A 25,516-nucleotide genomic window follows, 5' to 3' on the forward strand; every position below is an offset into this window, starting at 1 on the left:
GTAGAGATAAGATGCAAAATAAAATACTTACAATTTCTGTAGCAGCATATAATGTTGAAAAATATATTGAAGAAGCACTGAGTTCTACAATTGTAGATGAATATATGGATTATTTAGAGATTATAATTGTAGATGATGGAAGCAATGATTCAACTAGTGAATTAGTTCAGAAATATGTTGATCAATGGCCAAATAGCATAATATATGTAAAAAAGGAGAATGGTGGATATGGATCTACTATAAATCTTAGTGTAAAAATAGCAAGAGGCAAATACTTTAGATTGTTAGATGGAGATGATTGTCTATGCCCGGATGCCTTGAGAAAACTAATAGATTTTCTATTATCTGGAATAGATATTGATGCTATTGTATCTCAAGCAGCAAAATTTGGAGCATTTACAAAAGAAAATATATTTGATTTTCCTGACGATATTACTTTTGGCCACATAGATAATTTGATTGGGTGCGGAGACATTGCTGCATGGGGTTTTACTTTTCGAACAGATCTTGTTAATAGAGATTGGATGAATTTACCTGAAAAAAAACTATATACAGATAGGATTTACTTAGTACAAACATTAAAAAAAGTCGAGAACATATATTTTTCCAATAATGTGTTGTATAGATATAGAATAGGTGATACGAGTCAGAGTACATCAAAGAGAAGTATATGTAAACATTATAAAGATATATTATATGTTGATGATGTTATATGCAGAATGGTTTGCAAGAATTTTGTAGCAAATGATTTTCTGGCTCAAAGGGTTGGGACTTATTATGCTTCAACAATTTGTATGCTTTTGGAAATGCCAAAAAATATTAAGAATTTTTGTTTGCTGACTGATATGGAGCATAGAATAAAAGAAAATTATCCTATGGTGTATTATAGAGCTGGCGAGGAAATGAAAAGGGTAAAATTTCTTCGTAAAACAAAGTATATGGCGTTTTTTTTCTGGTTTATTGTTGATGGCTTGAGAAAAAGAGTTAAAATATGATTATTTATATTTTGTTAGCAATAATAATAGTTGAATTTGTGCTTTCATTTGTTCTATTTGAAAAGAATATTATTTCACCAGCGTGTGTTTTTAGCGCAGTGTTTGTTGTAGCATTGCTGGATTTAATTAGAAATATTGAATATTGGAGTGTTGGTTTGCATGTTAATACATGTTTAATTATTATTTTTGGAATTACATCATTTATTATTTGTGCTGCAATTATTAAAGGCATGTTGATACCAATTTCTTACAAGAAAAAGATAATTCATACAAGAGGGGTAAATGTTGGTTTTGATAAAGTGATAATATCCATATGTTTCAACACTATAGCTTTATATGCTTTCTATCGTTCGGTGCGAAGAATAGTTGGAAGTAGGAATTCAGGAGGTAGTATCGCAAGCATTATTCATGCATACAGAATACTGAGTGTAACAAAGATTGATGAAAGTACCCTGCCAGGATATGTTAACTATTTAAATATCATTGTGTATGCAATAGGTACGCTATGGGTTTACGTTTTAATCGATAACTACCTTACAAAAAGAAGATGGAATGTTGGGGCTATAATCAATATTATTTTAGTCTGCCTAAACTATTTTGTGACAGGATCAAGGGGGAAATTGATTTACTTTATTTTATCAATAGTACCAATGTTCTATTTTTTATGGTGCGCGTCAGTTGGAAGAATAAGTAGCTTACCATTTAAGTATATTATTGGTTTTCTATTAGTTTTAATACTTTTAGCCTTTTCATTTAAAGGGATGGCACAGTTGACTGGAAGAAATGTCCAGGCAGGAATGTTGAAACATATATCTATTAATTTAAGTGCCCCCATTTTGAACCTTGATTATTATGCTCAGAAAGAATGGATTCCACCTAGAATCTGGGGATATAGTACTTTCAATCAAATTGAAAATTCATTAGGCAGGAATTTTGGACTTAGGTTTTTAATACATAGAGCAGATTTGGCATATAGATTTGTGAATAAAAAAGCGCTAGGGAATGTTGCTACTACTTTTTATCCATTCTATCATGATTTCCATTATGTAGGAGTTATAGTTCTATGTGGTCTAATGGGATTAATATCTCAATTTATTTTTGAAGTTTCAAAACGAGCTATATTTGACCCGGATGGGATAAAATTGTCAGTAATTGTGTACTCCGATGTGTTTATTAGAATAGCTTTTTGTTTTTTTAGTGATCGTTTTTATGATAGATTTGTTACTATATCGTTTATTATTACATTTTTTATTTGGGCAGTTTCTATCAAATTTTTAAAAAGGATCCGAATTACAGTAGGATAATAAAAAAGTGTGATAGTAGGGGGATTATACAATGCAAAATATAGCTTTGATTTTTGCTGGTGGTGCTGGAAAACGAATGAATAGTCGTGGGAAGCCAAAGCAGTTTTTAGAAATATATGGAAAGCCAATAATTATACATACAATAGAACAATTTGAAAATCATTCTAGAATAGATGCTATTTGTATAGTGTCAATACCAGAGTGGAAGAAAAAATTAGAACAAATGCTATTAAAGTATGGAATAAAAAAAGTAAAATGGATTGTTAATGGTGGAGAAACAGCACTTGATTCTCAGTTCAATGGACTAAAAGCAATTGAAGTTAGAGACGAAAAAAGTGTTGTTTTAATTCATGATGGAGTACGTCCATTGATTGATGAAAAACTTATCACTGAATGTATAGAGGCTGTTTACAAATTTGGCTCAGCAATAACTGTAGCACCTGCTATAGAAACTATTGTAATGAGTAATGGGGAATCAAATATAGTTTCGTCGTTTGACAGGGAAAAATGTCTTTTAGCGCGCGCTCCGCAGTGTTTTTTCTTGGATGAAATATTAGAAACACATAGAAAAGCAATAGAATTAGATAAACACGATTTTATAGATTCAGTTTCTATGATGTTATATTTTGGTAAAACCATTCATATTATACAGGGACCATCAGAAAACATTAAAGTGACAACTCCAACAGATTATTACATTTGTAGAGCGTTAATGGATGCAAGAGATAATTCTCAGATTTATGGGCTATAAGAAAGTGAACAATATGGATGAGTACTTGCAAAAAGAGTTTGATGAGTTAAGCCAGCTGCAGATTAAATTAGAAGCACTGAGCAATTCCACTATACTTATAACTGGTGCTACAGGTTACATTGGATCAATGCTTATAAAGACTTTTATGTCTTATAATACTAAGAGTAATTTGAATATTCATATAATTGCGTTGATTCGATCTAAAAAAAAGGCAAAAGATATCTTCTATGATTACTATGGATCAAATAATTTAGAGTTTATTGAATGTGATTTGATTCAAAATAATATTAGTTATGATGGGAACATTGATTATATCATTCATACGGCATCAGAAACTAAATCTAAAAATATGATTGAGAAACCTGTAGATACTATTAAGATTGCTATAATTGGGACAATGAATGTTTTAGATTTTGCCGTAGAAAAGAACGTTAGAACATTTCTTTATGTTTCTTCGATGGAAATGTATGGAGATTTAAAAGATAGTGAAAATGTTACTGAGGATATGGCCGGTTATCTAAATCCTCTTGTAATTAGGAATAATTATCCAGAGTCTAAAAGAATGTGTGAAAATATGTGTATTGCATATATGAAAGAATATAATGTGCCAGTAAAAATAGCCAGATTGGCACAAACATTTGGAGTTGGAATTTTGCAATCAGAGACAAGGGTGTTTGCTCAATTTGCAAAAAGTGTAATTCAGAAGAACAATATTGTATTACATACTGATGGGAAATCAGAAGGAAATTATGTCTATATCATGGATGCAATAGTAGCATTAATAGATATCCTGCTTAAAGGTGTAGTCGGTGAAGCCTATAATGTGGTTAATGAGGATAATCATTCAACAATATCAGCTATGGCAAAGATGGTAGTTGAAAGCTTTGGTGATGGTAAATTAGAAGTTGAATACGATATTCCTGAGCAAAATCGATATGGGTATCCTTCAGAAATACATCTTAAACTATCATCTGAAAAACTGAGAAAATTAGGATGGAAACCTAACGTTGATTTAAAAGAGTCATATAAGCGTATGATAGATTATATGAAAAATAATGGATAATATGATTAACACACAATATATGATTAAAAATATATATTTATGATTTTATGGAAAAGAGAATAAGGAATAATTATTTTTATAATCTAATATATGAAATATTTATGTTGCTTGTTCCTTTTATGATTACACCATATATAGCTAGAACGCTGGAGGAAAATGCTTCAGGAGCATATAGTTTTGCTAATTCGGTTGTGACATATTTTGTTCTGCTTGCTTCATTGGGATTTCCTAAATTAGCACAGAGAATAGTGGCTTATAATCAGGACAATAGCGAACAGCAAAAACAGGCTTTTTGGAATATTTTTTTTGCTAAGCTAATTTCTACAGGGTTTGCTTTAGTGTGTTATGGCTTATTGTGTTTTTTTTATGGACATAGTATTGGAAATGCTAAATTGTTATGTGTTTTATCAATAAATATAGTTGCTGTATTGTTTGATATAACATATTTATTTCAAGGAAATGAACATTTCAAAGTTATTGTTATTAGAAATATTATAGTAAAGAGCATAGGATTTGGATGCATTTTTCTGTTTGTGAAAAATGAATATGATTTGCTAAAGTATGCATTAATCCAAAGCTTGACTATTTTTTTTAGCAGTGTTTCACTATGGGCTCGCATACCATCAGCTTTTTTTTCTGTGAAGCTCAAGGATTTATCTCCACTAAAGTACTTTCCGTCTGCTATCACGTTATTTATTCCTACTATAGCTACCACAATTTATACTGTTTTTGACAAGACATTGATTGGGATTATTACTAAAAGTGAGATTGAGAATGGTAATTACGAGTATTCTGAGAGAATTATTAGAATGGCACTTACGGTTATTACAGCGCTTGGAGCAGTTATGATACCCAGAAATTCATATTATTTTGCGAATGAAGAAGAAGAAAAATTAACGAATAGTATATTGTATTCATTTAGATATGCTATGTTTATAGGTGTACCATTGGCGGTGGGGATGGGAAGTGTAGCTGATTTGTTTGTTCCTTTATATTTAGGGAATGGTTACAGTAAAGCAGTATTGCTTACCAAAATTCTTTCACCTTTAATACTGATAATAGGAATTAGTAATGTGCTTGGTGTACAATGGCTTATTCCAACAAAACAAGACAAAAAGTTTACATTTACAATTTTTACAGGAGCTACCATAAATTTAATACTGAATACTTTTTTAATTGAATTATACGGGTGTTATGGAGCAGGTATAGCGAGCGTAATTGGGGAATTGGTTATAACTTCAATGATGCTATTCTATGCGAGAGATATCATAAGAATAAAAGAGTTATTGACTATGGGGTGGAAGTATTTTGTTGCTAGCATTGCTATTCATTTTTTGTGCTTATGGCTAATGAATATGGTAAGGAATCCTTTTATTGCATTGGTTACGTGTGTGATATTATGTGCGGGGGTGTATTTTTGTTTACTTCTACTGCTAAAAGATGAATTTTTTATTCAGTTTGTTTCAAGTTTCTCCTCAAATAAAAAAAGAGAATAGCACTCTAGTGTAGTATAAAAAGAATAATTGTATGTCCAACTAGTAATAGTTCTTACTAGTACTCGATTTGAGTTGGATTGGGGCTGAATCATGAAGAAAAGTGGATAAAAAGCTTTCATGATAACATATGATGACATGGAAGAAGAATACACAATATCTATAAAAAATCGGAGGTCTTTGCTGATGGATATATATCATTCTGCAAACTATATAAATGCCGATTCGAATTTCTGTATATCAAATGTAGAAAATGAGCTTGATGTTAATAACCAGTATTATCAAATACTATGTGTTCTTATGAATATTCTACGGAGAGGATGTCCTACAACACCGTCAAAATATCTAAAAAACATATGATTGAATGTCCTCATAGTACTATTCGTTTTGTAAGCGAGGCAAAATCGGATTGGGGTAATACAATAAAAGGATATAATCCTAACGGAGATAATCCAGCTTACATATTCTAATATAAAACTTTAAAAGAAGAATTCTCAGATATTCCATATATTCAGCAATTTATTATTCCTGAAGTAAAAATACATGATATTGTTGTTGATGCAAGTAAGGAATATTCGAACCAGCAGGTTGATTTTTTTATGCCTACTATAAAGCTGGTAATAGAGATTGATGGAGCTCAACATAGTGAACTTGGTCAGAGTGTACTTGATAAGAAGCGGGATTTATTCTTAAAGTTGCTCAGAAAGTAATACGTGGGGACGTTTTTTATAATATCTTCTCAAATTAAATTGGTTTTAGACCAGCTTAAATGTTAATTGTATAATAAACAGAAAAACTTTTGGCAGAGTTACAGCGATCTTGTTTGATAAATCAGACATAACCGAAGAAGAGGAACACATCAAATCCTTACCACCTGTTTCTCATCACATCTTTTCTCAGATACAGATTCCCTTTCACATTTTCTTTAAAGGGAGAAAGCTGGTTTTCTTTGACCATGTATGCGAGGTTCTGACGGGAGCATTCAAGGATTTCGCAGCTGGAAGATGTATCTTCGAGGTTGTTTTTGGCAAAAGCAAGAAAGTCTTCATATGTTAGTGGAACTTTTTGACCTTCTTTATATAGAGCCCAGGCAGGAATATCGATAGAATTGTCAAAAGAGACGAAATATCCATCGGTTCCAAGCTCTGCGGAAGCAAAAAGTGTAGCATTTGCAACTACTTTATCAACGCCCTCTATATTTTCAAGTGATTTGAGAGATATTTTTCTTGTGGTATTGTCGTTAAAAAAACAAAGCAAATGATAATCGGTAAGAACGGTGCAGTCCTTGAGATTATACTTTTGCCTCTTTGTTACATATTCCGGTAACTTCTCAGCTTTTTTTATGCATAAAGAATCCTGACTGCAGCGGCCGCTTGCGAGCTCTAGAAATTTCATTTCATCATATTCTTTCAATTTGTGGTTATTTAGAATATCACCGATGTTCTGACGACCGCTGGGAATTATTCGTTCTTTTACCCATAAAAAACTCAAGTCCCTTGGCACAGTATAGATGCCCCTATCTACCAGATTGGTAAAAAGAAGAGGCGCGTCCCATTCATCAAGGGAGTCTGTAAGTTCTATGATAAATGATCTTTCTTTTTCATAGTACAGCAGGGTTCCAACTATTGCTTTTGTTTCTTCGTCAAGTATCTCATAAATTTTCATATATCAAGTACCTTTCGTAAATCATATCCCAAATTCTGTTTATGAATGTTTCTGAAATAATACCATTAAGATTCTCGAAAATGATGTCCTTGTGATGTGGCTTCAAGATTCTCTTGAGTGGGCGGTTGTTTTTTGGCAGAAGACTCAGATTGTCATAGCAGGAAAAGCTTCCAATGAAATTGTTACAGGGCTTATCAGCAAGTATATCAAAGTTCATGGCTGCGTCATCATTGGCGCAGGAGTATAGAAGGGATACGCCATGATCAAATAGGGGCGCGATTCTGAGAGTATGTTTTCTGGCATTTCTGAGAACTTCTATATTGGCTCCGTGTCTGTCTCTGTTTAGGATAAGGTAATCCAGAACAATCATAGTATCTATGTATTCCTGCCATCCTTTTCTTTTACAAAAGTCATAATGCGATTCGCCTTTTTCGGCATTGGCACGGTAGTAGTCATCAAGGGCAATTTTGCTTTCACCGCGCTCTTTGAAATCTTCAGAAGCACAGAGATAAGTGCTATATACATTCCCTTCTATTTCAATATAAGCATTGATGAGTTCATATTCGAGGTGATCTATCCCGAAGACATCAAGAAGCCTGTCGACAATTATTTCGTTAATACATTCATGTCCAACAATGCCCTTTGCGGAATCAAAGTTAGAAAGCTTATAGTATTTCTTCTTACCATGAAGAGACGAAGTCGCTTTTAAAAAAGTTCCGGCTGTTCCGCTTGAACTGCGTATGTGCGACCACTGCAAATATGTTAGATCCTGTTTTTCTAAGATAAGCTTAGCCATTATTTCACACCTCATTTGGTAAAAGAAATTTTGACGAGCGTCAAATATATTATATTAATATTATAATTAAATATTTGACGAGCGTCAAATAAAATTAAGAGTTATATCATAGACAATCTTGGTGTATAAGAGTAAATTAATAAAAGAATAACACTGGAAAGGCACAACCATGAATTATTCCGTAAACATTAATGGCATCGATGTAGATGCCAATTATTCTGAAAAATCAATAAACGATATTTTTTATCCTCTATTGAAAAGGCTCACCGCTCTTCAGAAGGAGAAAAACCGCAGGATACTTGTGTTTCTTGCGGCGCCTCCCGGAGCAGGGAAAAGTACGCTGGCTTCTTTCCTTCAGAAGCTGTCGGAGGAGGACGAGGAGATTACAGATATTCAGGCGATTGGGATGGATGGCTTCCACAGAAGACAGGAGTATCTGACTTCACACACAACCCTGAGGGATGGAAAAGAGATACTGATGGTAGATATCAAGGGAGCGCCGGTTACGTTTGACTTAGAACTCCTTAATGAGAGAATCAAAAAGCTCATTAATACAGAAACAATCGGATGGCCTTCCTATGACAGGCATCTTCATAATCCGGTGGAGGATGCGATCACTATAAGCAGAGATATAGTTTTGTTAGAGGGCAATTACCTTCTTCTGAATGAAGATGGCTGGAGCGAATTAAAAGAGTTATCTGACTATACGATTTTCATAGGCGCAGATGAGGAGCTTCTCAGAAACAGGCTTATAGACAGAAAGATGAAGAGTGGCAATACAAGGGACAAGGCTGAGCATTTCGTTGACTATAGCGATATGGCTAATGTCAGGCTGTGCCTAAATAAGAGCATGAATGCTGATTTGATGTTACAAGTTGCTGAGAATGGAGAGTATACTTTACGCCTTCCAAAAAATAAAAAGTGATATAATTATTCTCATGTAGCGTAGTTTCATGGTAAAACAAATGTTACTGATGTACGAATGAAAGATTCCAGTGGCTTTACAGTGGATATTTCACAAGGATCAGGCGAATGGACTATGATTCGTGTAAACGTGGATAATCTGGAGGAAGCTGTTGAATTCCTGGAGGCACGTGGTTTTCATAAGGCAAGGCATGAAGCTGCACATGATACAATTGATACCGGATCTTCCAAGATAAATATCATGGTTTCACCAAGCGGTTATATTCTATCTTTGTCACAACATATCGATGAATGAACAGGGGCTATAATACTCACCTCTGTGACGAACAAGAGAAGATTACACTATATATTTAGCAAGTTGTTATTTATATCCCGATGTATTTATAATGGAATACATCGGGATTATTTATGACTTGTTGACCCGTAAAACATGAGGAAGTAGCAATTTACATAGTAAATTAGCGGATTCTGAATGTTTTAGAACTGCGAGAGCTTCAGAGAAACGAAGCAATTCGTATCATCAGTAAGGGGGAAAAATGGCTAAATGTAACGTCTGCTACAGAAGGTGCGAAATTGAAGAAGGCGGGCTCGGTTTTTGTAAAGTAAGGACGGCAGCAGGTGGCGAAGTCGTTCCTGTTAATTATGGGAAAATCACAAGCATAGCCCTTGATCCTATTGAGAAAAAGCCGCTTGCAAGATTTATGCCAGGAAGTAAGATTATTTCTGTGGGGAGCTACGGCTGTAATCTGCGATGTCCATTTTGTCAGAACTATGAGATATCATGGTCAAAAGAGGCATATGTTTTTCAGGATAGAGCAGAGTATCTTGCACCTGAGGCCTTGGCTGAGCTTGCTCTTGAATATAAAAACCGTGGCAACGTAGGCGTGGCTTTTACCTATAATGAGCCTCTTGTCTGTTATGAGTATGTAAGGGATGTTGCGAGACTTGTCCATGAAAATGGAATGGTAAATGTACTCGTATCAAATGGCATGGCGAGCATTGATGTATTAAATGAAATTATTCCGTACATTGATGCCATGAATATTGATTTAAAGAGCTTTTCGGATTCATTCTATAAGGATTTCATCAAGGGCGACAGGCAAATGGTGATGGATTTCATAGAGGAAGCGGTTAAGCACTGTCATGTAGAAATCACGACGCTTATTATCCCCGGTGAAAATGACTCAGAAGATGAGATCAGACAGCTGTCACAATGGGTTTCATCATTAAAAGACGCAGACGGAATAAAAATAGGACAGGATATTCCGCTTCATATTTCCAAATTTTTTCCAAGATTCAAACTAACGGACAGAGACGCTACGGATGTAGAGCATGTATATCATCTGACAGATGTGGCCAGAGAAAATCTTAAGTTTGTTTATACCGGAAATTGCTAGACAAAATAAATTACAACGATTGGAACCACTATAACAATGAAATGGACTGATTATTTCACAACAAAAATATTATCCCGCGGCAGGGACTATTATCAAAAAGGCAAGGTCAAGGGCTTTGTTCAGACAGAGGATGGCTGCATTGCAAGAGTTCTTGGAACAAATATATACAACGTCAGGGTTAACGGATTAAAAACCGGATTCTTAAGATTTCACTGCAATTGCCCCTATTCACAGGATGGATACACCTGTAAACACATGGCAGCAGTCATGTACGAATGGGAGCATGAAAATAAAGGCGTATCTCTGGCATCAGAGCAGGAGTTTCTATCTGATAAAGGGCGTACATATTTTAATATAAAAAATATCATAATGAAGAGCTCTATAGAAAGTGAAGATATGGAGCGTGCCCGGGAACTTGTAGCAAATGAAAATGTCAGAATCACAGAAGTTAATTCATGTTATATTTCGGGATATGACGAGTACTCGGGAGAGCTTGCGCTTGAGGTAAAGGGAACCTTCACCGGCAAATATTCTAATGACAGTTTTATTGAAATCACCTTTACAAGAGACCGCATTGTCAATTCATACTGCACACATCCTCACAAGAACCTCAGTTATTACGGCTACTATTCGCCAAGGTATGACAGCCTCTGCGAGCATAGGGTGGCACTTCTTTTGCTGGCGGATAAATACATAGAAAAATACAATCCCGGCGATGATACTGACCTTATAGGCAGCAGGATTTTAAACGGCTACAAGAAGATGAACAGTATCAGGAAAATTGAGGACAATGTTGTTAAAAACCGCCTGATAAGGCTTGTCCCAAGACTTCATATTTCTAAAGATGATGCTTTTTCAAGTGTTTGCGTTTCATTCAAGATAGGCATTGAAAAACTATATATTCTAAAGAGAATAAATGAGCTGGTAGAGGCCAGAAAAAAGCACGGAAGTATGAAGTTTGGAAAAAATTACATACTTTCGTTCATGGATAATGACTTCGATGAGGAATCTGAAAAATATTATTCAATTATAGAAATGGCCATAAAAGAAGCTGAATATATCAGAAACAGGTTTGAGAAGGAATATTTATATCATAATGAAAATCTTATAAAGGATGAAATAGACCTGTCTCCGGAACAGCTGGACAGGTTCTATGATGCTGCCTATGGAGAGACTCTGGAACTAAACGGTTTTGTTGCCGGTGAGAAAAAACTAAGCAGGATTAAAATTGGCAATAGCAAGATTGCCTCAGACGTCTATATGAATACTATGTTTGATGACGATGATCAATTTAACGGGATTTTCGTTACGGCAGAGCTCCCCTTTATATGTCACGGAAAAGACCACATCTATGCGATAGACGAAGCAAAAGGGATTTTTACAAGAGTTGAAGAGCTATCCCCCATCATGGAGCTCCTTATTGATAATTCCAGAGATGGCAGAGCAGAGTTTGCTATAGGCAAAAGAAAGCTCTCAGAGTTTTACTACAGGATGCTGCCTCAGATGATTGATAGTCATGACATAAATGTGCATGATACAGATGGGGAAAATATTGGACAGTTCATGCCACCTGAATGTGAGCTCACATTTTATCTGGATGCGGATGAGGATCTTATCACAGGAAGAATCATGGCAAAGTACGGAGATGAGGAGCTTTTCATTCACAAGCTCCGGGATGAGGATTATCCGCTGCCTGATTCAAGGGATATAAACTATGAGCAGTCAGCCATAAAAACGATGATGCAATATCTTCCTGATGAAAGTGATAATGGAGAGACCTTTAGCTGTGAGAAAAACGGAGACAACACCTTCGATCTTCTAAATGACGGTCTTCGTGAGCTTATGGCATATGGAGACATCAAAGCCAGCAAGGATTTTGAGAGACTGAAAATCCGCAAGGCTCCTGCAATAAGGCTTGGAATCTCAGTTGAGAGCGGAATAATGAATCTCGATGTCACAACAGATGACATGTCAGAGGATGAGCTCTTAGATCTGCTTGAGAGCTATCGCAAAAAGAAGAAGTTCTTTAAACTAAGAAACGGAGAATTCATACGACTTGAGCAGGATGATACCTTAGAGGAACTACTTGTAACCATGCAGGCTATGGGAATATCCGCCAAGGAATTTACCAGGGGTAAGCTGCACCTTCCTCTATATCGCGCGATTTATGTGAACAAGCTCTTAGAGGAGCATGATGAGATTGCAGCTGACAGGGATAAGAATTTTAAAAACCTTGTCAGAAACTTTAATACAATAAAAGACGCTGATATTGATGTCCCTGAGAGCCTTGAGAGGGTTTTAAGAGGCTACCAGAAATACGGCTTTAAATGGCTTTATATGATTTCTGAGCTTGGCTTTGGCGGGATACTTGCAGACGAGATGGGACTTGGAAAAACGCTTCAGGTAATAACCATGCTCCTTTATCGCAAGCAGCAGATTATGCTGCAAGACCAGAATATAAATCAGAACCAGGTTGTACAAAAAGAACAGACATCGGAAGAGCTTGAAAACAACTCAGCAAATGGTAGGCTCTCGTCTCTTATTGTCTGCCCTGCTTCCCTTGTCTATAACTGGGAGGAGGAGTTTAAAAAGTTTGCGCCTTCCATAGAAGTTAAGACTGTTACAGGAACGCAGGCTGACAGGAAAAAGCTCCTCTCATCCAAGAATAGGCCGGAGGTACTCATAACCTCCTACGACCTTTTAAAGCGTGACATCGGTCTTTATGAGAACCTTGAATTTGACTATGAGATCATAGATGAAGCCCAGTATATAAAAAATGCCCAGGCAGCTGCGTCCAAATCGGTAAAAGTTATAAAGAGCAGACACAGATTTGCACTTACGGGAACTCCGATTGAAAACAGACTGAGCGAACTGTGGAGCATTTTTGATTACCTGATGCCGGGATTTCTCTACACATACGAGCGGTTCAGGGATGATTTCGAATCACCTATCACCAAGTTTAAGGACGAGGAAGCTACCGCGCAGTTAAGAAATATGGTCAGCCCTTTTATCTTAAGGAGACTTAAGGAGAGTGTGCTCAAAGATCTGCCCGATAAGATAGAAGAGATAAGGCTTTCTAAGTTCGACAGCAAGCAAAGAAAGCTCTACGATGCTCAGGTTACGCATATGAAGAAAGTGCTTGAGAGTGCTGAGTACGAGTCAGGCAAAGGAAAGCTTAAAGTCCTTGCTGAGCTTACCAGGATCAGGCAGATATGCTGCGACCCTGAGCTCATAACCGCAGGATATAAAGGCGAATCAGCTAAGAGACAGTCCTGCCTTGACCTTATACAGAGTGCGATAGACGGCGGACATAAGATACTTCTGTTTTCACAGTTCACATCCATGCTCGAGCTATTGGAAAAAGACTTGCATGAGCTTGGAATAGAATATTACAAGATTACAGGTCAAACCGCAAAGGAAGATAGGATGAAGCTGGTACACAGTTTTAATGAAAATGAGGTTCCGCTATTTCTTATCTCATTAAAAGCCGGTGGCACAGGCCTTAATCTGACAGGAGCTGATGTGGTAATTCACTATGATCCATGGTGGAATCTTGCGGCGCAGAATCAGGCCACAGACAGAGCACACAGAATCGGGCAGACGAAAAATGTCTCCGTATTTAAGCTGATTGTAAAGGATACAATTGAGGAAAAAATCATAGACATGCAAAATGCCAAGAAGGATCTGGCAGATGCGATTCTTAGCGGAGAAGGCGAATCATTATCCAATATGACCAAGGATCAGCTGCTGGAGCTTCTGAGTTAATAAAAAGGTTAGACATATTTTATACATAAGATTATCAGTATATCGTATAATAATTAATGATGATAGAATTGCTTAAACTGTAGGGTATTATGGTTTTTGCGTTTGTCAGAGCGTTTGAGAAAGGTGGCGCAATGAGGGGAGTATACGATTATGAGATATATAGGGCGATGCGTGCGGCTAGGAGAATGCTTGCGTGTATTGTCGTGTTTTTTATGATATTCAGCTTTACAGGAGACAATATTGACAGTATAACTGCTGAGGCAAAGACCGAAACCGAAAATGCCATGAGAATGACAGGCGGAAACGGCACAGTAAGTGTTACATTGGGGAATGGTAAGAAGCAGAAGGTCACTTCCAAGATGCGCCTTTCAAACGGAAGTACGGTCGCAACAGCAGCAAAAAGCTATGCCTATGTAAGTCTTGACAGCTCAAAGGGTATAAAGCTTGATGCTCTGACAAAGGCAGAGCTTAGAAAAAACAGCGATAAATATGAGGTATTGCTCAACGCCGGCAATCTTTTTTTCAATGTAACAGCTCCACTTGGTGAGACGGAGACCTTCAATATAAGGACTTCTAATATGACCATGTCTATACGTGGAACCTGCGCACAGGTTGAGGTTATAGATGCCAGACATACGAGGGTATGCCTGCTTGAGGGAAGTATGCATTGCAAGATATCAAGCCTCAGATCAGGCGAGAGTAAGACAGTTATAATGCTTGCCGGGCAGGCAGCGGATTTTTATCTGAACGGTCAGAGCGAAAATGACTGCAAGATTGTTACAGAGGATATAACAAAGAATTCTATCAGAGGCTTCGTTTTACAGGAGTTGTATAGGGATAAGAGCCTTACATACAAGATATATCAGCAGAGTGGGCTGGATTTTAGAAGTCTTACACAGGCTGAGGTGGATGAGAGATTAAAAAAGGATCAGAACAAATCTGGAACAAGTGCTGCCAAGGCTAAGGACGATTCAAAAAAAGCAATGCAGATGAGCTTTCTTAAAGACCATGAAGAAGGAAAAATTCTCTACACCACAGAGGGCGAGGTTGCGATAGTTCCTGAGGCTGTAAGTGAGGACAGTGCAAGAGAACCGGGGGCGTCCGGAGCGGAAAATGCAAACAGCTCTACTGAAGGCAATCAGAGTAATAGCCAGAATAATAATCACAGTAAAAAGCAGGGAAGAAGACTAGAGGATATATCAGCGAAAATAAGAATGTTTGGTAATGGCACTACAGAAATTGTTATTCCGAGCCCCAATGCAGAAACAGTGGTAAGGGATTATTTTGACGAATTTTAAGTGTGGCTTTTATATACCGGATTACAAAATGACAACCTGCGTAAAAGGATACTGCCGGGTATTGTCACGATACCCGGCAGTTTCTGTCACGAAAAGTTTCTTATGAGGGAGATAAGAGAATTACGTTTCTTTCATCTTATAACCATATGTTAAAACTAAAATCGTAAGGAAAAGTGATAAAGTTGTGTTTATTTTGTGAAATGTGAAAAGGCACCCATACCATCATTGAAACGGTTATGGATGTTTGATACTCTAGTATTGAAAAGGGTTTTTCTTTTAGGTAAAAGAATAATCCCTTAATGAGGGGAATAGTATGAAGTATGCAATAACTACCTTTGCACTGATAGTGACTTTGCTTGGAGGGTTTATTTTCGGTGCATATTATATGTATAGGAAAAATAATCCTGCTCCTGCCGAGCAGGTAAATGAGGCACCGTCAGAAGAGGAGGCACTTGATAATTCAGCTTATTATGATAAGGATGGCAATTGGATTTTTAAGTATAATCCGGAACAGAGCGGATATGGCGGCAATGGAACTACTGTACAGGCAGGTGGAGCAGCTTCAGAGAATATCGACTATAGAATAACGGGAACCAATTTCGTTTATGAGGACGATGGTATCTATTCCGGTTTTCATGCAGTAGTAACGATTGAGAATATAGGGAAAAGTAATTTATATCTTGGAACAGAATCCGTATTTGATATAGAGGACAGAAATCTTGAGGTTGTGGATTCTTATGATTACGTGCGTGCTGTACCGGATGTGATTGCACCGGGAGAAAAGGGCTTTTTCTATGTGCCTTACGGCCAGATTAAGACAAGAGAGGACTCTGTTACTATAGAAGAGGGCGATCTTTCGGGAGATACACCAAAACCGGGAGAGGCCAACAGCGCACCTGACGCTACAAATGATAATGACATGAATTCCATAGATATAGAGGAACTTGAAAAAGCGCTGCAGGAAGAGGGACTTACAACTTCTAAGGTAAAGGTTGAGGAACCTGTGCTTATGGCAGCTGCGGATTCAGACGGAGGAACAACAACTACTGATCCATCAAAACAAAGCGGTGGAACAGAGCTGTTGCCTTCTGACGAGGCGCCGGAGGGAACTTCGACTCCTGAAGAAGGGCAATCAGGTAACCAGCCTGATAAATCTGATCAGAATTCAAATTCCTCAGATGGAAACAGCGCTTCCGGCACCGGAGAGTCTACAGAGGCAGCTACAGACGGCGCTTCGGCTGCTGAAGCCGGCGCAGAAGCCACAAATGTCACTTCGGGTGCTAATGACGATGCGGCTTTAGATGCACAGACAGGAGACGGCGCTGCAGTCAGTGACGGAGATGCTGCTCCTGAATCTTCTGAAAATGGAACAAGTAAGGAAGAAACTGAGAAAAAACAGTATCCCGGGCTTTCTCTTTACAGAGTTCATGAATACTTTATAATGCCTGATCTTGATGTTGAAAAATGTGTGAACGATCCTCGTACTGATTTTGACATTTCAAATATTATGTATGGAAGTAATACAAGCGGATATTTTACTTTATCAGCGGATGTATCAAATACCACAGAGAAAAATGTGGACTATATCCCTGTCACTGTTGTGGCTCTGGATCGCAGAGGCAATGCTATTGCAGTCGGCAAGGATTCTATTACAGATTTTTATGCAGGAGCAACACGAAGCTTTGGTGTAAGTTATATTCTCACAAGAGAGCAGCGCTCTAATATTGTGCAGTGCGTTGTTTATGCCAGAGAAGCGGTTAGTAAATGAAAATGATATCGGAATTTTTTACAGAGAATGAAGAACTAATTAGTCAAATTGTGTCTGATATACAGGGAATGACTGTATATATGAACCTTGGTATTGGAATTGCTCTTTGCTATGGAGTAATTTTTGTACTTTATGTTCTTGTATGTAAATTTTTGAAAAAGGAACGCAAGCTTAGTACAGGTCATGCAATTTCTGTATTTGCGCTACTAATTTATGTGAGTGCAATTCTTTTTATTGTTTTTATGAGCAGGGAACCGGGACAATATAACGGTGTTAACCTTCATCTTTTATCTTCCTGGGGAATAACAACAACGAGAAAAGCACTATTTATCGAAAACATAATTATGTTTATCCCTATGGGGATGTTGTTACCGGCGGCATTTAAAATATTCAGGAATCCCCTGATTTGCATCGTTTCATGTGTGATAATGTCCTCACTTATTGAGCATACTCAGTTTTTATTTAAGCTTGGTTTTGCTGAGATAGATGATGTTGTGACAAACACTTTGGGCGGTGCCATCGGTTGGATTATTTGGGGATTTTTATATGCGTTTGTCCTATTCTTTCATAAAAGCTGGCTCCATGTAATTGCTGCAGTTAAGGATAAATAATAGTTTTTATAATAGTCATAGATTCCGGTGATATATTACAGAAGCTTGACGAAAATGTGAAAATGAGTTAATATCTCGAACTAAGGGAGTTATTTAAGCTCCCTTTAGTAATATTCGTTTTTGCAACCTTATAAACTTGTTTGGCATAGGAATCACGGAGCATTTTATATTTTTATGAAAAGAACAGGTAGCAGGAAGACAAGAAGCAGAAAGTACATGCCATTAGTCAGGATCTTTCTGGCGGTATCAATTCTAATGATGGCAATTTTAGTAACCGAATATGAAGTGCAGAGGCTTCAGGCCCGGAATACTGCGAAGGCCGTTGCGGAATCTGTTGAAGTAGAACCAACCAGAGCATCAGCAGAGGGCGCTGCCAGGATCTTAACAGGAGAGACAGTCAAGGCAGTAGTAAAGCGCGATTCTGCCAATAGCACTTATAAAGCGGATAATCTACTAAAAAATGATTCCACAAAAGCTGATTATAAAATAACCTTATTTGAAAATACAAAGAAACTTTATTCCAATGATCGTGTGAATGTCAGAAGCGGTGCAGGAACAGATTTTGACAGGCTCGGAGTGGTAAAAAGGGATACCGGGATGGAGGTTCTTGGAGTTACAGACAACGGCTGGTATCAGGTGATGTACAAGGATGAGGTTGGATATGTAAGGGAAGACCTGCTTCAGGAAGCAGAGCCCGGAGTTGAGTACATTTTTGCAGGTGACTCCCGCACGGTTCAAATGAGTCAGGCAGTTAAAAATTCTGAATATGAGTGGATTGCCAAGGTCGGTGAGGGTTATACATTTTTCTCCAATGAAGCGGTTCCACAGATAGATGCCAGTGTAGGAGACGGAAGCGTCATCATTATAAATTATGGTGTAAATGATCTCCACAATGCAGAAAAATACATTAAGTTGATAAACAAAAAAATTGATTCCTGGATATCAGCAGGTGCTACTGTTTATTATGCAGCCGTTACTCCTGTAAGTGATTATCCCACTATCACAAACGATGACATAGAGGCATTTAACAGCGAGATGAAGGACGGCCTGGACAGCAGAGTAGGATGGCTTGACGGATATTCATATCTTCAAAACCACGGCTTTTCCACAGGTGACGGACTTCATTATAATGAAACAACATACAAGTCACTTTATACGTATTACGTAAATCAGGTGGCAGCCAATAAAGAAGCAGCATAATATAATCAATAATTTGAAGGAAATCCGAAAGCGGGTTTCCTTTTTTAAATTCTAATTTTATTTAATCTGTGCTATACTAACGAAAATATGATACTTTGATCAGGCAGGCTTTTTCATGAAAAAGAGCATTTCACAGATCGAAGTAATTATCCAAGTGAGGCGGCATAAGATGGTATCTATCAGGGATGTGGCAAGAGAAGCAGGGGTTGCCATTTCAACAGTTTCAAAGGTCTTAAACAATTATCCAAATGTGAGTGAAGCAACTAAGAAGAAGGTTATGGAGGCGGTTGAACGCCTTAATTTTGTGCCCAATCAGGTTGCGGCAGCTTTATCTTCCAAGAGATCAGGGCGAATTGCACTTCTTCTTAAATTAAATATGAAAACTCAGGCTATCGATGAGATTGATATGCAGTATATATCAGGTGCACTGGGGATGGCTCAGGAAAAACAACTTGACTGTATAACCGTGTTCTATTCAATGATAGAGCACATGAGTCATGAAGAGATGATCAGATATTTCGCATCCCAGAACATAAGCGGCATTGTCATTTTCGGAATGAACAATGACGACAAGGTTCTGCACCAGCTTATAGCTTCTGAAAATTTCAAGATAGTGGTTATCGATGGAAATATCGTAAATGACAGCACTTCTGTAGTCGGAATAGATCATTATCAGGCTCAGATTGATGTGGCAAAAAAGACCATTACAGAGAATACCGGAAACAAGATTCTCTATATAGCCGGCATGAGAAACAGCTATGTTACAGAGGAAAAGATAAGAGCAATGGAGGACCTGTCCAAAGAGATGAAATTAAAGCTTTTTATCAGAAATGGTGATTTCTCTGAGCTGAAAGCAAGGAACATAGCACTTCGCTATGCTAAGAACAAAGACATAGTTGTCTGTGGCTCGGATCTTATGGCTATTGGTGCCATGAAGGCTTTGATGGATATGGATATTTTCCGCCCTGTATGCGGCTTTGATGGAATTATCCTTATGGGATATGTTGGAAAACAGATGAATACCGTAAAGCAAAGCTTCGCAGATGTAGCTGCTGAAGGAGTAAGAGAGCTTAACAGGATATTAAACGGATCTACCGGAAGACGCGTACGTCTTCCTCATACCCTTGTAAGATTGAAATACGAAGACATTATCTGTTAAAACTATTGCAGTGATTAGTCTTGTTTTTTTCTTCATAAACAATTAATTATTTGGCTATTGCGGAAAACGTTTTCTTGTGATATGATATTTTCAGTTCATGAGAAAACGTTTTCTGCAAATTGGCAGAATCTAATCAAAAGTCCCGTGTAGGGAGTCCCACTTACTCGAGACTATAGTGTATGAAAGGAAGGATGAAATGAGTCAGCACACTAATTTACAGCAGGATGTACTGGTAACAAACATGGAGGAGGCACTCCTTGAGATTTCAAAAGATAAATTCGGCAAGGAGATAAAGGATCTTACTAACAAGGAGACATACGTTGTTCTTCTTGAGTATGCTAACAGACTTATGGATGTTGCTCAGATTGAAGGCGGAGAGAAGAAGGTTTATTACATTTCAATGGAGTTTCTTATTGGTAAACTTCTTTCCAACAACCTTATAAATCTTAGAGTATATGATAAGGTTAATGAGATTTTAGAGAAAAATGGCAAGCATCTGGCAGACATTGAGGAATGTGAGCCTGAGCCGTCACTTGGTAACGGCGGCCTTGGAAGACTTGCAGCTTGTTTCCTTGATTCTATCGCAACACTTGGTCTTGCAGGCGAGGGTATCGGACTTAACTATCACTTCGGACTTTTCCGTCAGGTGTTTAAGAACAATCTCCAGACTGCTGAGAAGGATGCCTGGATTGAGAAGGAGTCATGGCTTGAGAAGACAGATACTACTTTTGAAGTAGCTTTTGGCAAAAAGAAGGTGGTTTCAAGACTTTACAACATGAATGTTGTAGGATACGACACAGGTGTTAACAAGCTCAGACTTTTCGATATTGAGACTATTGATGAGAGCCTTGTGAAAAAGGGCATCAGCTTTGATAAGGAAGAGATAGAGAAAAACCTTACACTTTTCCTCTATCCCGATGACTCTGATGAGGCAGGTAACCTCCTTAGAATCTACCAGGAGTACTTCCTTGTAAGTAACGCAGCACAGCTTATCTTAAGAGAGCAGAAGGAACGTCAGTATGATCTCAGAGAGCTTTACAAGCATGCTGTAATCCAGATCAATGATACACATCCTACAATGATAATTCCTGAGCTTATCAGAATACTTGTTGAGGATAAGGCATTTTCAATGGATGATGCTATCGATGTTGTATCCAAGACCTGCGCATATACTAACCACACAATTCTTGCAGAGGCGCTTGAAACATGGCCTCTTAAGTATCTTGAGAAGGTTGTTCCTCAGCTTGTTCCTTATATCAAGGAGCTTGATAAGAGAATCCGTGCTAAGGTTAAGGATCCTGCAGTTCAGATCATTGACAAGGATAAGAAGGTACACATGGCATTTATCGACATCCATTATGGATTCTCTGTAAATGGTGTTGCTGCTATTCATACTGATATTCTTAAAGATACAGAGCTTAACGATTTTTATAAGTTATACCCTGAAAAATTCAACAATAAGACTAACGGTGTAACCTTCAGAAGATGGCTTATGTCCTGCAATCACCCTCTCACAGAGTTCCTCTCTGAGACAATAGGTGATGGATTTAAGAAGGATGCGGATAAACTTGAGGATCTCCTTAAGTATGTAAATGATCAGGAAGTTCTTGATAGAATCGAAGCTATCAAGATGCAGAAAAAGAAGGAGCTTGCAGCTTATCTTAAAGAGCACGAGGGCGTTGAGGTTGATCCTGACTCTATTTTTGATATTCAGGTTAAGAGACTTCATGAGTACAAGCGTCAGCAGATGAATGCACTTTATATCATTCATAAATGCCTTGAGATCAAGGGTGGTAAAAAGCCGGTTCGTCCGCTTACATTCCTCTTTGGAGCAAAGGCTGCGCCTGCTTACGTTATTGCTCAGGATATTATTCACCTTCTTCTTTGCTTGCAGGAGATCGTTAAGAATGATCCCGATGTATCACCTTACATGAAGGTTGTTATGGTTGAGAACTACAACGTAAGCTACGCTGAGAAGCTCATCCCTGCTTGTGATGTATCTGAACAGATCTCACTTGCATCAAAGGAGGCATCAGGCACAAGTAACATGAAGTTCATGCTTAACGGTGCAGTTACTCTTGGTACTGATGATGGTGCTAACGTTGAGATTCACAATCTCGTAGGTGATGACAATATCTATATCTTCGGTATCAGTGCTGATGAAGTTATTGCACACTACAAGAAGGCTGATTACGTATCAAAGGATTATTACAAGAAGAGTAAGGTAATCAAGGAGGCAGTAGATTTCATTACTTCCAAGCAGTGCCTTGCAGTAGGTAATAAGACTAACCTTAAGCGTCTCCAGGACGAGCTCCTTAACAAGGACTGGTTTATGACTCTTATCGACCTTGAGGATTATATCCGTGAAAAGGATCTCATTTTTGCAGACTATGAGAACCGTGACAAGTGGAAGAGAATGATGCTGACCAATATTGCGAAGGCAGGATTCTTCTCATCCGACAGAACAATTAAAGAGTACAACAGAGATATCTGGAAATTGAACTAATAAAAATTTAACTGATAAATTCGGACGCCATTCCAGGGTATTAAGTCCGTATGAAATGTAAATAAGTGTATGTAATTTCAATCTCATTGCGTAAGCGCACAATCGATTGAGAATTGCATACACTTTTTTTGCATCTGTTTATTCTTGCAAAGGTATGAGCAGACGGACAAACTTTCATGTTCATCTGTCGATGCTCAGGAGCAAATATCCAGGTGTGTTTTCTGAAAAAACATAGAAAGATAATATGGTAAAATAAATCGTTATTAAATAAAAAAATAATTCAAGATTATAAAACCGAAGATCTTTTTCCCGGTACTTATTAGTAGAACCAGGGAAAGGAGGAGAGCGGTTTCGACAACTATAGTAAAAATATTGAATGGAGATATGGAGAATGGATGAAAAGTTGAAAAGAGCCATCGAGGAGATGGCTGAGGGAAAAGAAGAGGGCTTTAATGCGGTATATTCTGCTACATACAATCATGTTTATTTTCGTGCAAAGGCATACATGAAGGATGAAGCTGATGCGCAGGACCTTACACAGATTGTATATATTGAGGCCTACAAGAACATAAAGAGCCTGCAGAATGCGGAGTCTCTTTTCGGATGGTTGGACGGAATCTGCCATAATCAGGGAATGAAAATTTTTCGTAAGAAAAAGGATGTGCTTCCAAATGTTGATGAGGAAGGAAAGGATATCTTTGAGACACTTGAGAGTAATGATATTACATCGCTGCCTGAATTATCGACAGACCAGAAGGAAACAAGCAGGATTATTCAGGAATTTATAGGTGAACTTCCGGAGGTTCAGAAGGCTGCTGTCATCGCATATTATTTCGACGGTTTTTCAGTCGGAGAAATTGCGCAGATGCAGGACTGTTCAGAAGGAACGGTTAAGAGCCGCCTGAACTATGCCCGAAAATTCCTTAAGGATAAGGTTGAAGGAACGGAAAAACGCGACGGTATCAGACTTCATGTTGTTGCACTTCCTACATTGTACTATGCAATCAAGCTTATGGCCGAGAATACAAAGCTTTCAGCTAAAGCTGCAGAGGACATCTACGTAGGAAGCTGTGCAAAGGTCGGCCTTACACCCGGAGCTATTGCGCTCGGTAATGCAGGAGCAGGTATGTCAGCAAAAATGGCTGTGTCGGGAGCTGTAAAGGTGGCAGAGGCAGGATCTGCTGTTGGAGCTAATGCTGCAGTGGCTTCTTCAGGTGCCGGTGCAGGATTATCCCTAAGTGTTAAGACATTGATCATAGCGGGGGCAATTCTGGTGGGAGCAGGCGCCGGGGCTGGTGCGACATATTATGCTGTTAAACAGAATTCGCAGGAAGCAGAGATTATTGAAGATGAAGGGGATGGTGATTCAGAAGAGATAACGAATCAAGATGCTGATGAAAACTCGAATAATGACACAGAGAAAGTGGCGGAGTCTCAAACTAATGACATGGAAGATGATTCAGCTAGTGAAAAAGCTCTGAAAGAAGCACTAGAGGATGAAGAAGTAAAAAATAAAGAGGCAGAGGATATTGTTCTGTCTGAGAGTGCAAAAATACAGATTATTGATGCGGTTGGGTATTTTTTGCAATTCGGATTACCTGAATCTGATTATGTTACGGGGGCAAGGTATTATGCAGTGGAAACGTTATATATAAATCCGGCAGGAAAAGCAGGTTTTCCATGGAAAGAATCAGACAAATTAGATGCTCAGTTTATAAAAGATTTTTATAATTCTTTGGGTATTACAATACCAGATGATTATGATTACGATGATGATGGTGTTACGCCAGATTCTGATAATGTATTTGGACAAGTGGATTTTCCTGAAGATTATATTGTTTTCAAAAATCTTGATATAACGAACAATGGTGATGGGACTTATATTTTAAATGGTCAATATAGTTGGGAATCACCATATTTTGAAACAAGCGATAGTAATGATATTATTTCGTTTACCGCAAAGGCTGTAAGTGGTGGGAATCCTGAGATATTTGACGGACTTATTATTACTGAGTTCAAAGAAGCAGAGGATGATCCAAACAAAAATGAAGATTCTGCGAAGACAGATGATAAAGAACTGTATGAAAAATTCCTGGCAAACTCGGTTCCGGTTCATTTTTCTTCGAGAAATAATAAGGGAGATGTCAGTTATCTTGATTTATCAAGCTATTATGAACAGGATTTATATCTTGATGAGCTTATTGATGCAGTAGTTGGTTATCTTCGAAAGGACTGGGGTGAAGAATTTGTTATTCTGGAAGAAGTCGATTATGCATATATAGATTGTGGAGATGATGGAATCCCGGAATTGGCACTTCATATAATTAGTCCGGTACCGGATATTGAACCCTGGAATGAATATATAGTAATTAAAAACATAGATGGAAGGCTGGAGACTATTTATTCAAATATTGCATGGAGCAGATACACTATAGAAATGAACGAGTACGGCTATATTTCATCTTCTGGTAGTGGCGGAGCATATAGCAACGGTAAGGAGAACGGTTTTCTTAACAAAGAAGGAAATTATTATGACACATACATTAACGATGTAGAAATAAATCCTGAAACGAATGAAGAAACGGATAATGTAACGGGAATGTCCGAAGAAGAAAGTAGTGCAATAGGTTTAACACAGAAAATAAAGGATGGAAAAGTACCAGTTTGGATGAAACTGAAATAAACTTTCACAATCCGGGAATCTTAAGATATTCTTAAAGATTTACGGATTCTTTTTGTGCAAAAATTTTTTGAAAGATTTTTCAAAAATATAAAACCGAATCAAAACTCGCCGGTACTTATAGATAGAACAACATAATAC

At 37.7% G+C, this 25,516-nt stretch carries 19 protein-coding genes; 17 read left to right on the top strand and 2 right to left on the bottom strand.

Annotated features, from left to right (window positions below; genetic code table 11):
- Positions 1-11 precede the first annotated feature (11 nt).
- From ACHCNF_RS14135 to ACHCNF_RS14160, 6 genes are all read left to right on the top strand, one after another.
- A complete protein-coding gene (locus ACHCNF_RS14135) occupies positions 12-995 on the top strand; it encodes a glycosyltransferase family 2 protein (protein WP_408070390.1) in 984 nt (327 codons plus the stop codon).
- Positions 992-2,299 carry an O-antigen polymerase gene (locus ACHCNF_RS14140; protein WP_408070391.1) on the top strand — a complete coding sequence of 436 codons (1,308 nt, stop codon included), beginning with the start codon at positions 992-994 and terminating at the stop codon, positions 2,297-2,299. Before ACHCNF_RS14135 ends, ACHCNF_RS14140 begins: the two co-directional genes overlap by 4 nt.
- A 31-nt stretch (positions 2,300-2,330) precedes the next feature.
- Positions 2,331-3,050: an IspD/TarI family cytidylyltransferase gene (locus ACHCNF_RS14145; protein WP_408070392.1), complete on the top strand. Its 720-nt coding sequence runs from the start codon at positions 2,331-2,333 to the stop codon at positions 3,048-3,050.
- On the top strand, positions 3,040-4,113 hold the full coding sequence (locus tag ACHCNF_RS14150; RefSeq protein WP_408070393.1) for an NAD-dependent epimerase/dehydratase family protein: 1,074 nt from the start codon (positions 3,040-3,042) through the stop codon (positions 4,111-4,113). The genes ACHCNF_RS14145 and ACHCNF_RS14150 overlap by 11 nt, the downstream gene beginning before the upstream one ends.
- Before the next feature lie 47 nt (positions 4,114-4,160).
- Positions 4,161-5,609: a flippase gene (locus tag ACHCNF_RS14155; protein ID WP_408070394.1), complete on the top strand. Its 1,449-nt coding sequence runs from the start codon at positions 4,161-4,163 to the stop codon at positions 5,607-5,609.
- A gap of 545 nt (positions 5,610-6,154) precedes the next feature.
- A complete protein-coding gene (locus tag ACHCNF_RS14160) occupies positions 6,155-6,316 on the top strand; it encodes a DUF559 domain-containing protein (protein ID WP_408072247.1) in 162 nt (53 codons plus the stop codon).
- A 157-nt stretch (positions 6,317-6,473) separates the two neighbouring features.
- Here the strand turns inward: ACHCNF_RS14160 and ACHCNF_RS14165 are convergent, their stop codons facing one another.
- Together ACHCNF_RS14165 and ACHCNF_RS14170 are read right to left on the bottom strand one after the other, a co-directional pair.
- Complete coding sequence (locus ACHCNF_RS14165; RefSeq protein ID WP_408070395.1) at positions 6,474-7,271, bottom strand: hypothetical protein; 798 nt, start codon at positions 7,269-7,271, stop codon at positions 6,474-6,476.
- Positions 7,258-8,067 (bottom strand): HipA domain-containing protein, encoded by an 810-nt coding sequence (locus ACHCNF_RS14170; RefSeq protein WP_408070396.1) that lies wholly within the window; start codon positions 8,065-8,067, stop codon positions 7,258-7,260. The genes ACHCNF_RS14165 and ACHCNF_RS14170 overlap by 14 nt, the downstream gene beginning before the upstream one ends.
- 169 nt (positions 8,068-8,236) lie before the next feature.
- Between ACHCNF_RS14170 and ACHCNF_RS14175 the strand changes: the two genes are divergently transcribed.
- The 11 genes from ACHCNF_RS14175 (at position 8,237) to ACHCNF_RS14225 (ending at position 25,378) form a co-directional block, all read left to right on the top strand.
- Positions 8,237-8,992, top strand: coding sequence for a nucleoside/nucleotide kinase family protein (locus ACHCNF_RS14175; protein WP_408070397.1), 756 nt, complete (start codon positions 8,237-8,239; stop codon positions 8,990-8,992).
- Positions 8,993-9,049: 57 nt separating this feature from the next.
- Entirely contained in the window at positions 9,050-9,286 is a 237-nt protein-coding gene (locus tag ACHCNF_RS14180; protein WP_408070398.1) for a hypothetical protein, read from the top strand.
- Between the two features lie 241 nt (positions 9,287-9,527).
- Positions 9,528-10,388, top strand: coding sequence for an AmmeMemoRadiSam system radical SAM enzyme (gene amrS, locus ACHCNF_RS14185; RefSeq protein WP_408070399.1), 861 nt, complete (start codon positions 9,528-9,530; stop codon positions 10,386-10,388).
- A gap of 36 nt (positions 10,389-10,424) precedes the next feature.
- A complete protein-coding gene (locus ACHCNF_RS14190) occupies positions 10,425-14,153 on the top strand; it encodes an SNF2-related protein (RefSeq protein WP_408070400.1) in 3,729 nt (1,242 codons plus the stop codon).
- A gap of 89 nt (positions 14,154-14,242) precedes the next feature.
- Positions 14,243-15,451, top strand: coding sequence for a FecR domain-containing protein (locus ACHCNF_RS14195; RefSeq protein ID WP_408070401.1), 1,209 nt, complete (start codon positions 14,243-14,245; stop codon positions 15,449-15,451).
- A gap of 313 nt (positions 15,452-15,764) precedes the next feature.
- Positions 15,765-17,219: an FxLYD domain-containing protein gene (locus ACHCNF_RS14200; protein ID WP_408070402.1), complete on the top strand. Its 1,455-nt coding sequence runs from the start codon at positions 15,765-15,767 to the stop codon at positions 17,217-17,219.
- Positions 17,216-17,830 (top strand): VanZ family protein, encoded by a 615-nt coding sequence (locus ACHCNF_RS14205; protein WP_408070403.1) that lies wholly within the window; start codon positions 17,216-17,218, stop codon positions 17,828-17,830. Before ACHCNF_RS14200 ends, ACHCNF_RS14205 begins: the two co-directional genes overlap by 4 nt.
- A gap of 174 nt (positions 17,831-18,004) precedes the next feature.
- The gene (locus tag ACHCNF_RS14210; protein WP_408070404.1) at positions 18,005-19,030 is read left to right on the top strand and encodes an SGNH/GDSL hydrolase family protein; all 1,026 of its coding nucleotides are present in this window, start codon (positions 18,005-18,007) and stop codon (positions 19,028-19,030) included.
- A gap of 115 nt (positions 19,031-19,145) precedes the next feature.
- Entirely contained in the window at positions 19,146-20,189 is a 1,044-nt protein-coding gene (locus ACHCNF_RS14215; protein WP_408070405.1) for a LacI family DNA-binding transcriptional regulator, read from the top strand.
- A gap of 196 nt (positions 20,190-20,385) precedes the next feature.
- The gene (locus ACHCNF_RS14220) at positions 20,386-22,695 is read left to right on the top strand and encodes a glycogen/starch/alpha-glucan phosphorylase (protein ID WP_408070406.1); all 2,310 of its coding nucleotides are present in this window, start codon (positions 20,386-20,388) and stop codon (positions 22,693-22,695) included.
- A gap of 391 nt (positions 22,696-23,086) precedes the next feature.
- Entirely contained in the window at positions 23,087-25,378 is a 2,292-nt protein-coding gene (locus ACHCNF_RS14225) for an RNA polymerase sigma factor (protein ID WP_408070407.1), read from the top strand.
- The last annotated feature ends 138 nt before the right edge of the window (positions 25,379-25,516 follow it).

Origin of the sequence: Butyrivibrio sp. NATIVEDY162, from assembly GCF_045999815.1 — a bacterium.
GTDB lineage: Bacteria > Bacillota > Clostridia > Lachnospirales > Lachnospiraceae > Butyrivibrio.

What these genes read in the sequence shown, in the direction of transcription:
- ACHCNF_RS14200 (WP_408070402.1), top strand. Translation starts at nt 15,765, where the DNA reads ATGAAGTATGCAATAACTACCTTTGCACTGATAGTGACTTTGCTTGGA.
- ACHCNF_RS14210 (WP_408070404.1), top strand. Translation starts at nt 18,005, where the DNA reads ATGAAAAGAACAGGTAGCAGGAAGACAAGAAGCAGAAAGTACATGCCA.
- ACHCNF_RS14145 (WP_408070392.1), top strand. Translation starts at nt 2,331, where the DNA reads ATGCAAAATATAGCTTTGATTTTTGCTGGTGGTGCTGGAAAACGAATG.
- ACHCNF_RS14135 (WP_408070390.1), top strand. Translation starts at nt 12, where the DNA reads ATGCAAAATAAAATACTTACAATTTCTGTAGCAGCATATAATGTTGAA.
- ACHCNF_RS14225 (WP_408070407.1), top strand. Translation starts at nt 23,087, where the DNA reads ATGGATGAAAAGTTGAAAAGAGCCATCGAGGAGATGGCTGAGGGAAAA.
- ACHCNF_RS14165 (WP_408070395.1), bottom strand. Translation starts at nt 7,271, where the DNA reads ATGAAAATTTATGAGATACTTGACGAAGAAACAAAAGCAATAGTTGGA.
- ACHCNF_RS14140 (WP_408070391.1), top strand. Translation starts at nt 992, where the DNA reads ATGATTATTTATATTTTGTTAGCAATAATAATAGTTGAATTTGTGCTT.
- ACHCNF_RS14190 (WP_408070400.1), top strand. Translation starts at nt 10,425, where the DNA reads ATGAAATGGACTGATTATTTCACAACAAAAATATTATCCCGCGGCAGG.
- ACHCNF_RS14220 (WP_408070406.1), top strand. Translation starts at nt 20,386, where the DNA reads ATGAGTCAGCACACTAATTTACAGCAGGATGTACTGGTAACAAACATG.
- ACHCNF_RS14215 (WP_408070405.1), top strand. Translation starts at nt 19,146, where the DNA reads ATGAAAAAGAGCATTTCACAGATCGAAGTAATTATCCAAGTGAGGCGG.
- ACHCNF_RS14150 (WP_408070393.1), top strand. Translation starts at nt 3,040, where the DNA reads ATGGGCTATAAGAAAGTGAACAATATGGATGAGTACTTGCAAAAAGAG.
- ACHCNF_RS14155 (WP_408070394.1), top strand. Translation starts at nt 4,161, where the DNA reads ATGGAAAAGAGAATAAGGAATAATTATTTTTATAATCTAATATATGAA.
- ACHCNF_RS14195 (WP_408070401.1), top strand. Translation starts at nt 14,243, where the DNA reads ATGGTTTTTGCGTTTGTCAGAGCGTTTGAGAAAGGTGGCGCAATGAGG.
- ACHCNF_RS14180 (WP_408070398.1), top strand. Translation starts at nt 9,050, where the DNA reads ATGAAAGATTCCAGTGGCTTTACAGTGGATATTTCACAAGGATCAGGC.
- amrS (WP_408070399.1), top strand. Translation starts at nt 9,528, where the DNA reads ATGGCTAAATGTAACGTCTGCTACAGAAGGTGCGAAATTGAAGAAGGC.
- ACHCNF_RS14175 (WP_408070397.1), top strand. Translation starts at nt 8,237, where the DNA reads ATGAATTATTCCGTAAACATTAATGGCATCGATGTAGATGCCAATTAT.
- ACHCNF_RS14170 (WP_408070396.1), bottom strand. Translation starts at nt 8,067, where the DNA reads ATGGCTAAGCTTATCTTAGAAAAACAGGATCTAACATATTTGCAGTGG.
- ACHCNF_RS14205 (WP_408070403.1), top strand. Translation starts at nt 17,216, where the DNA reads ATGAAAATGATATCGGAATTTTTTACAGAGAATGAAGAACTAATTAGT.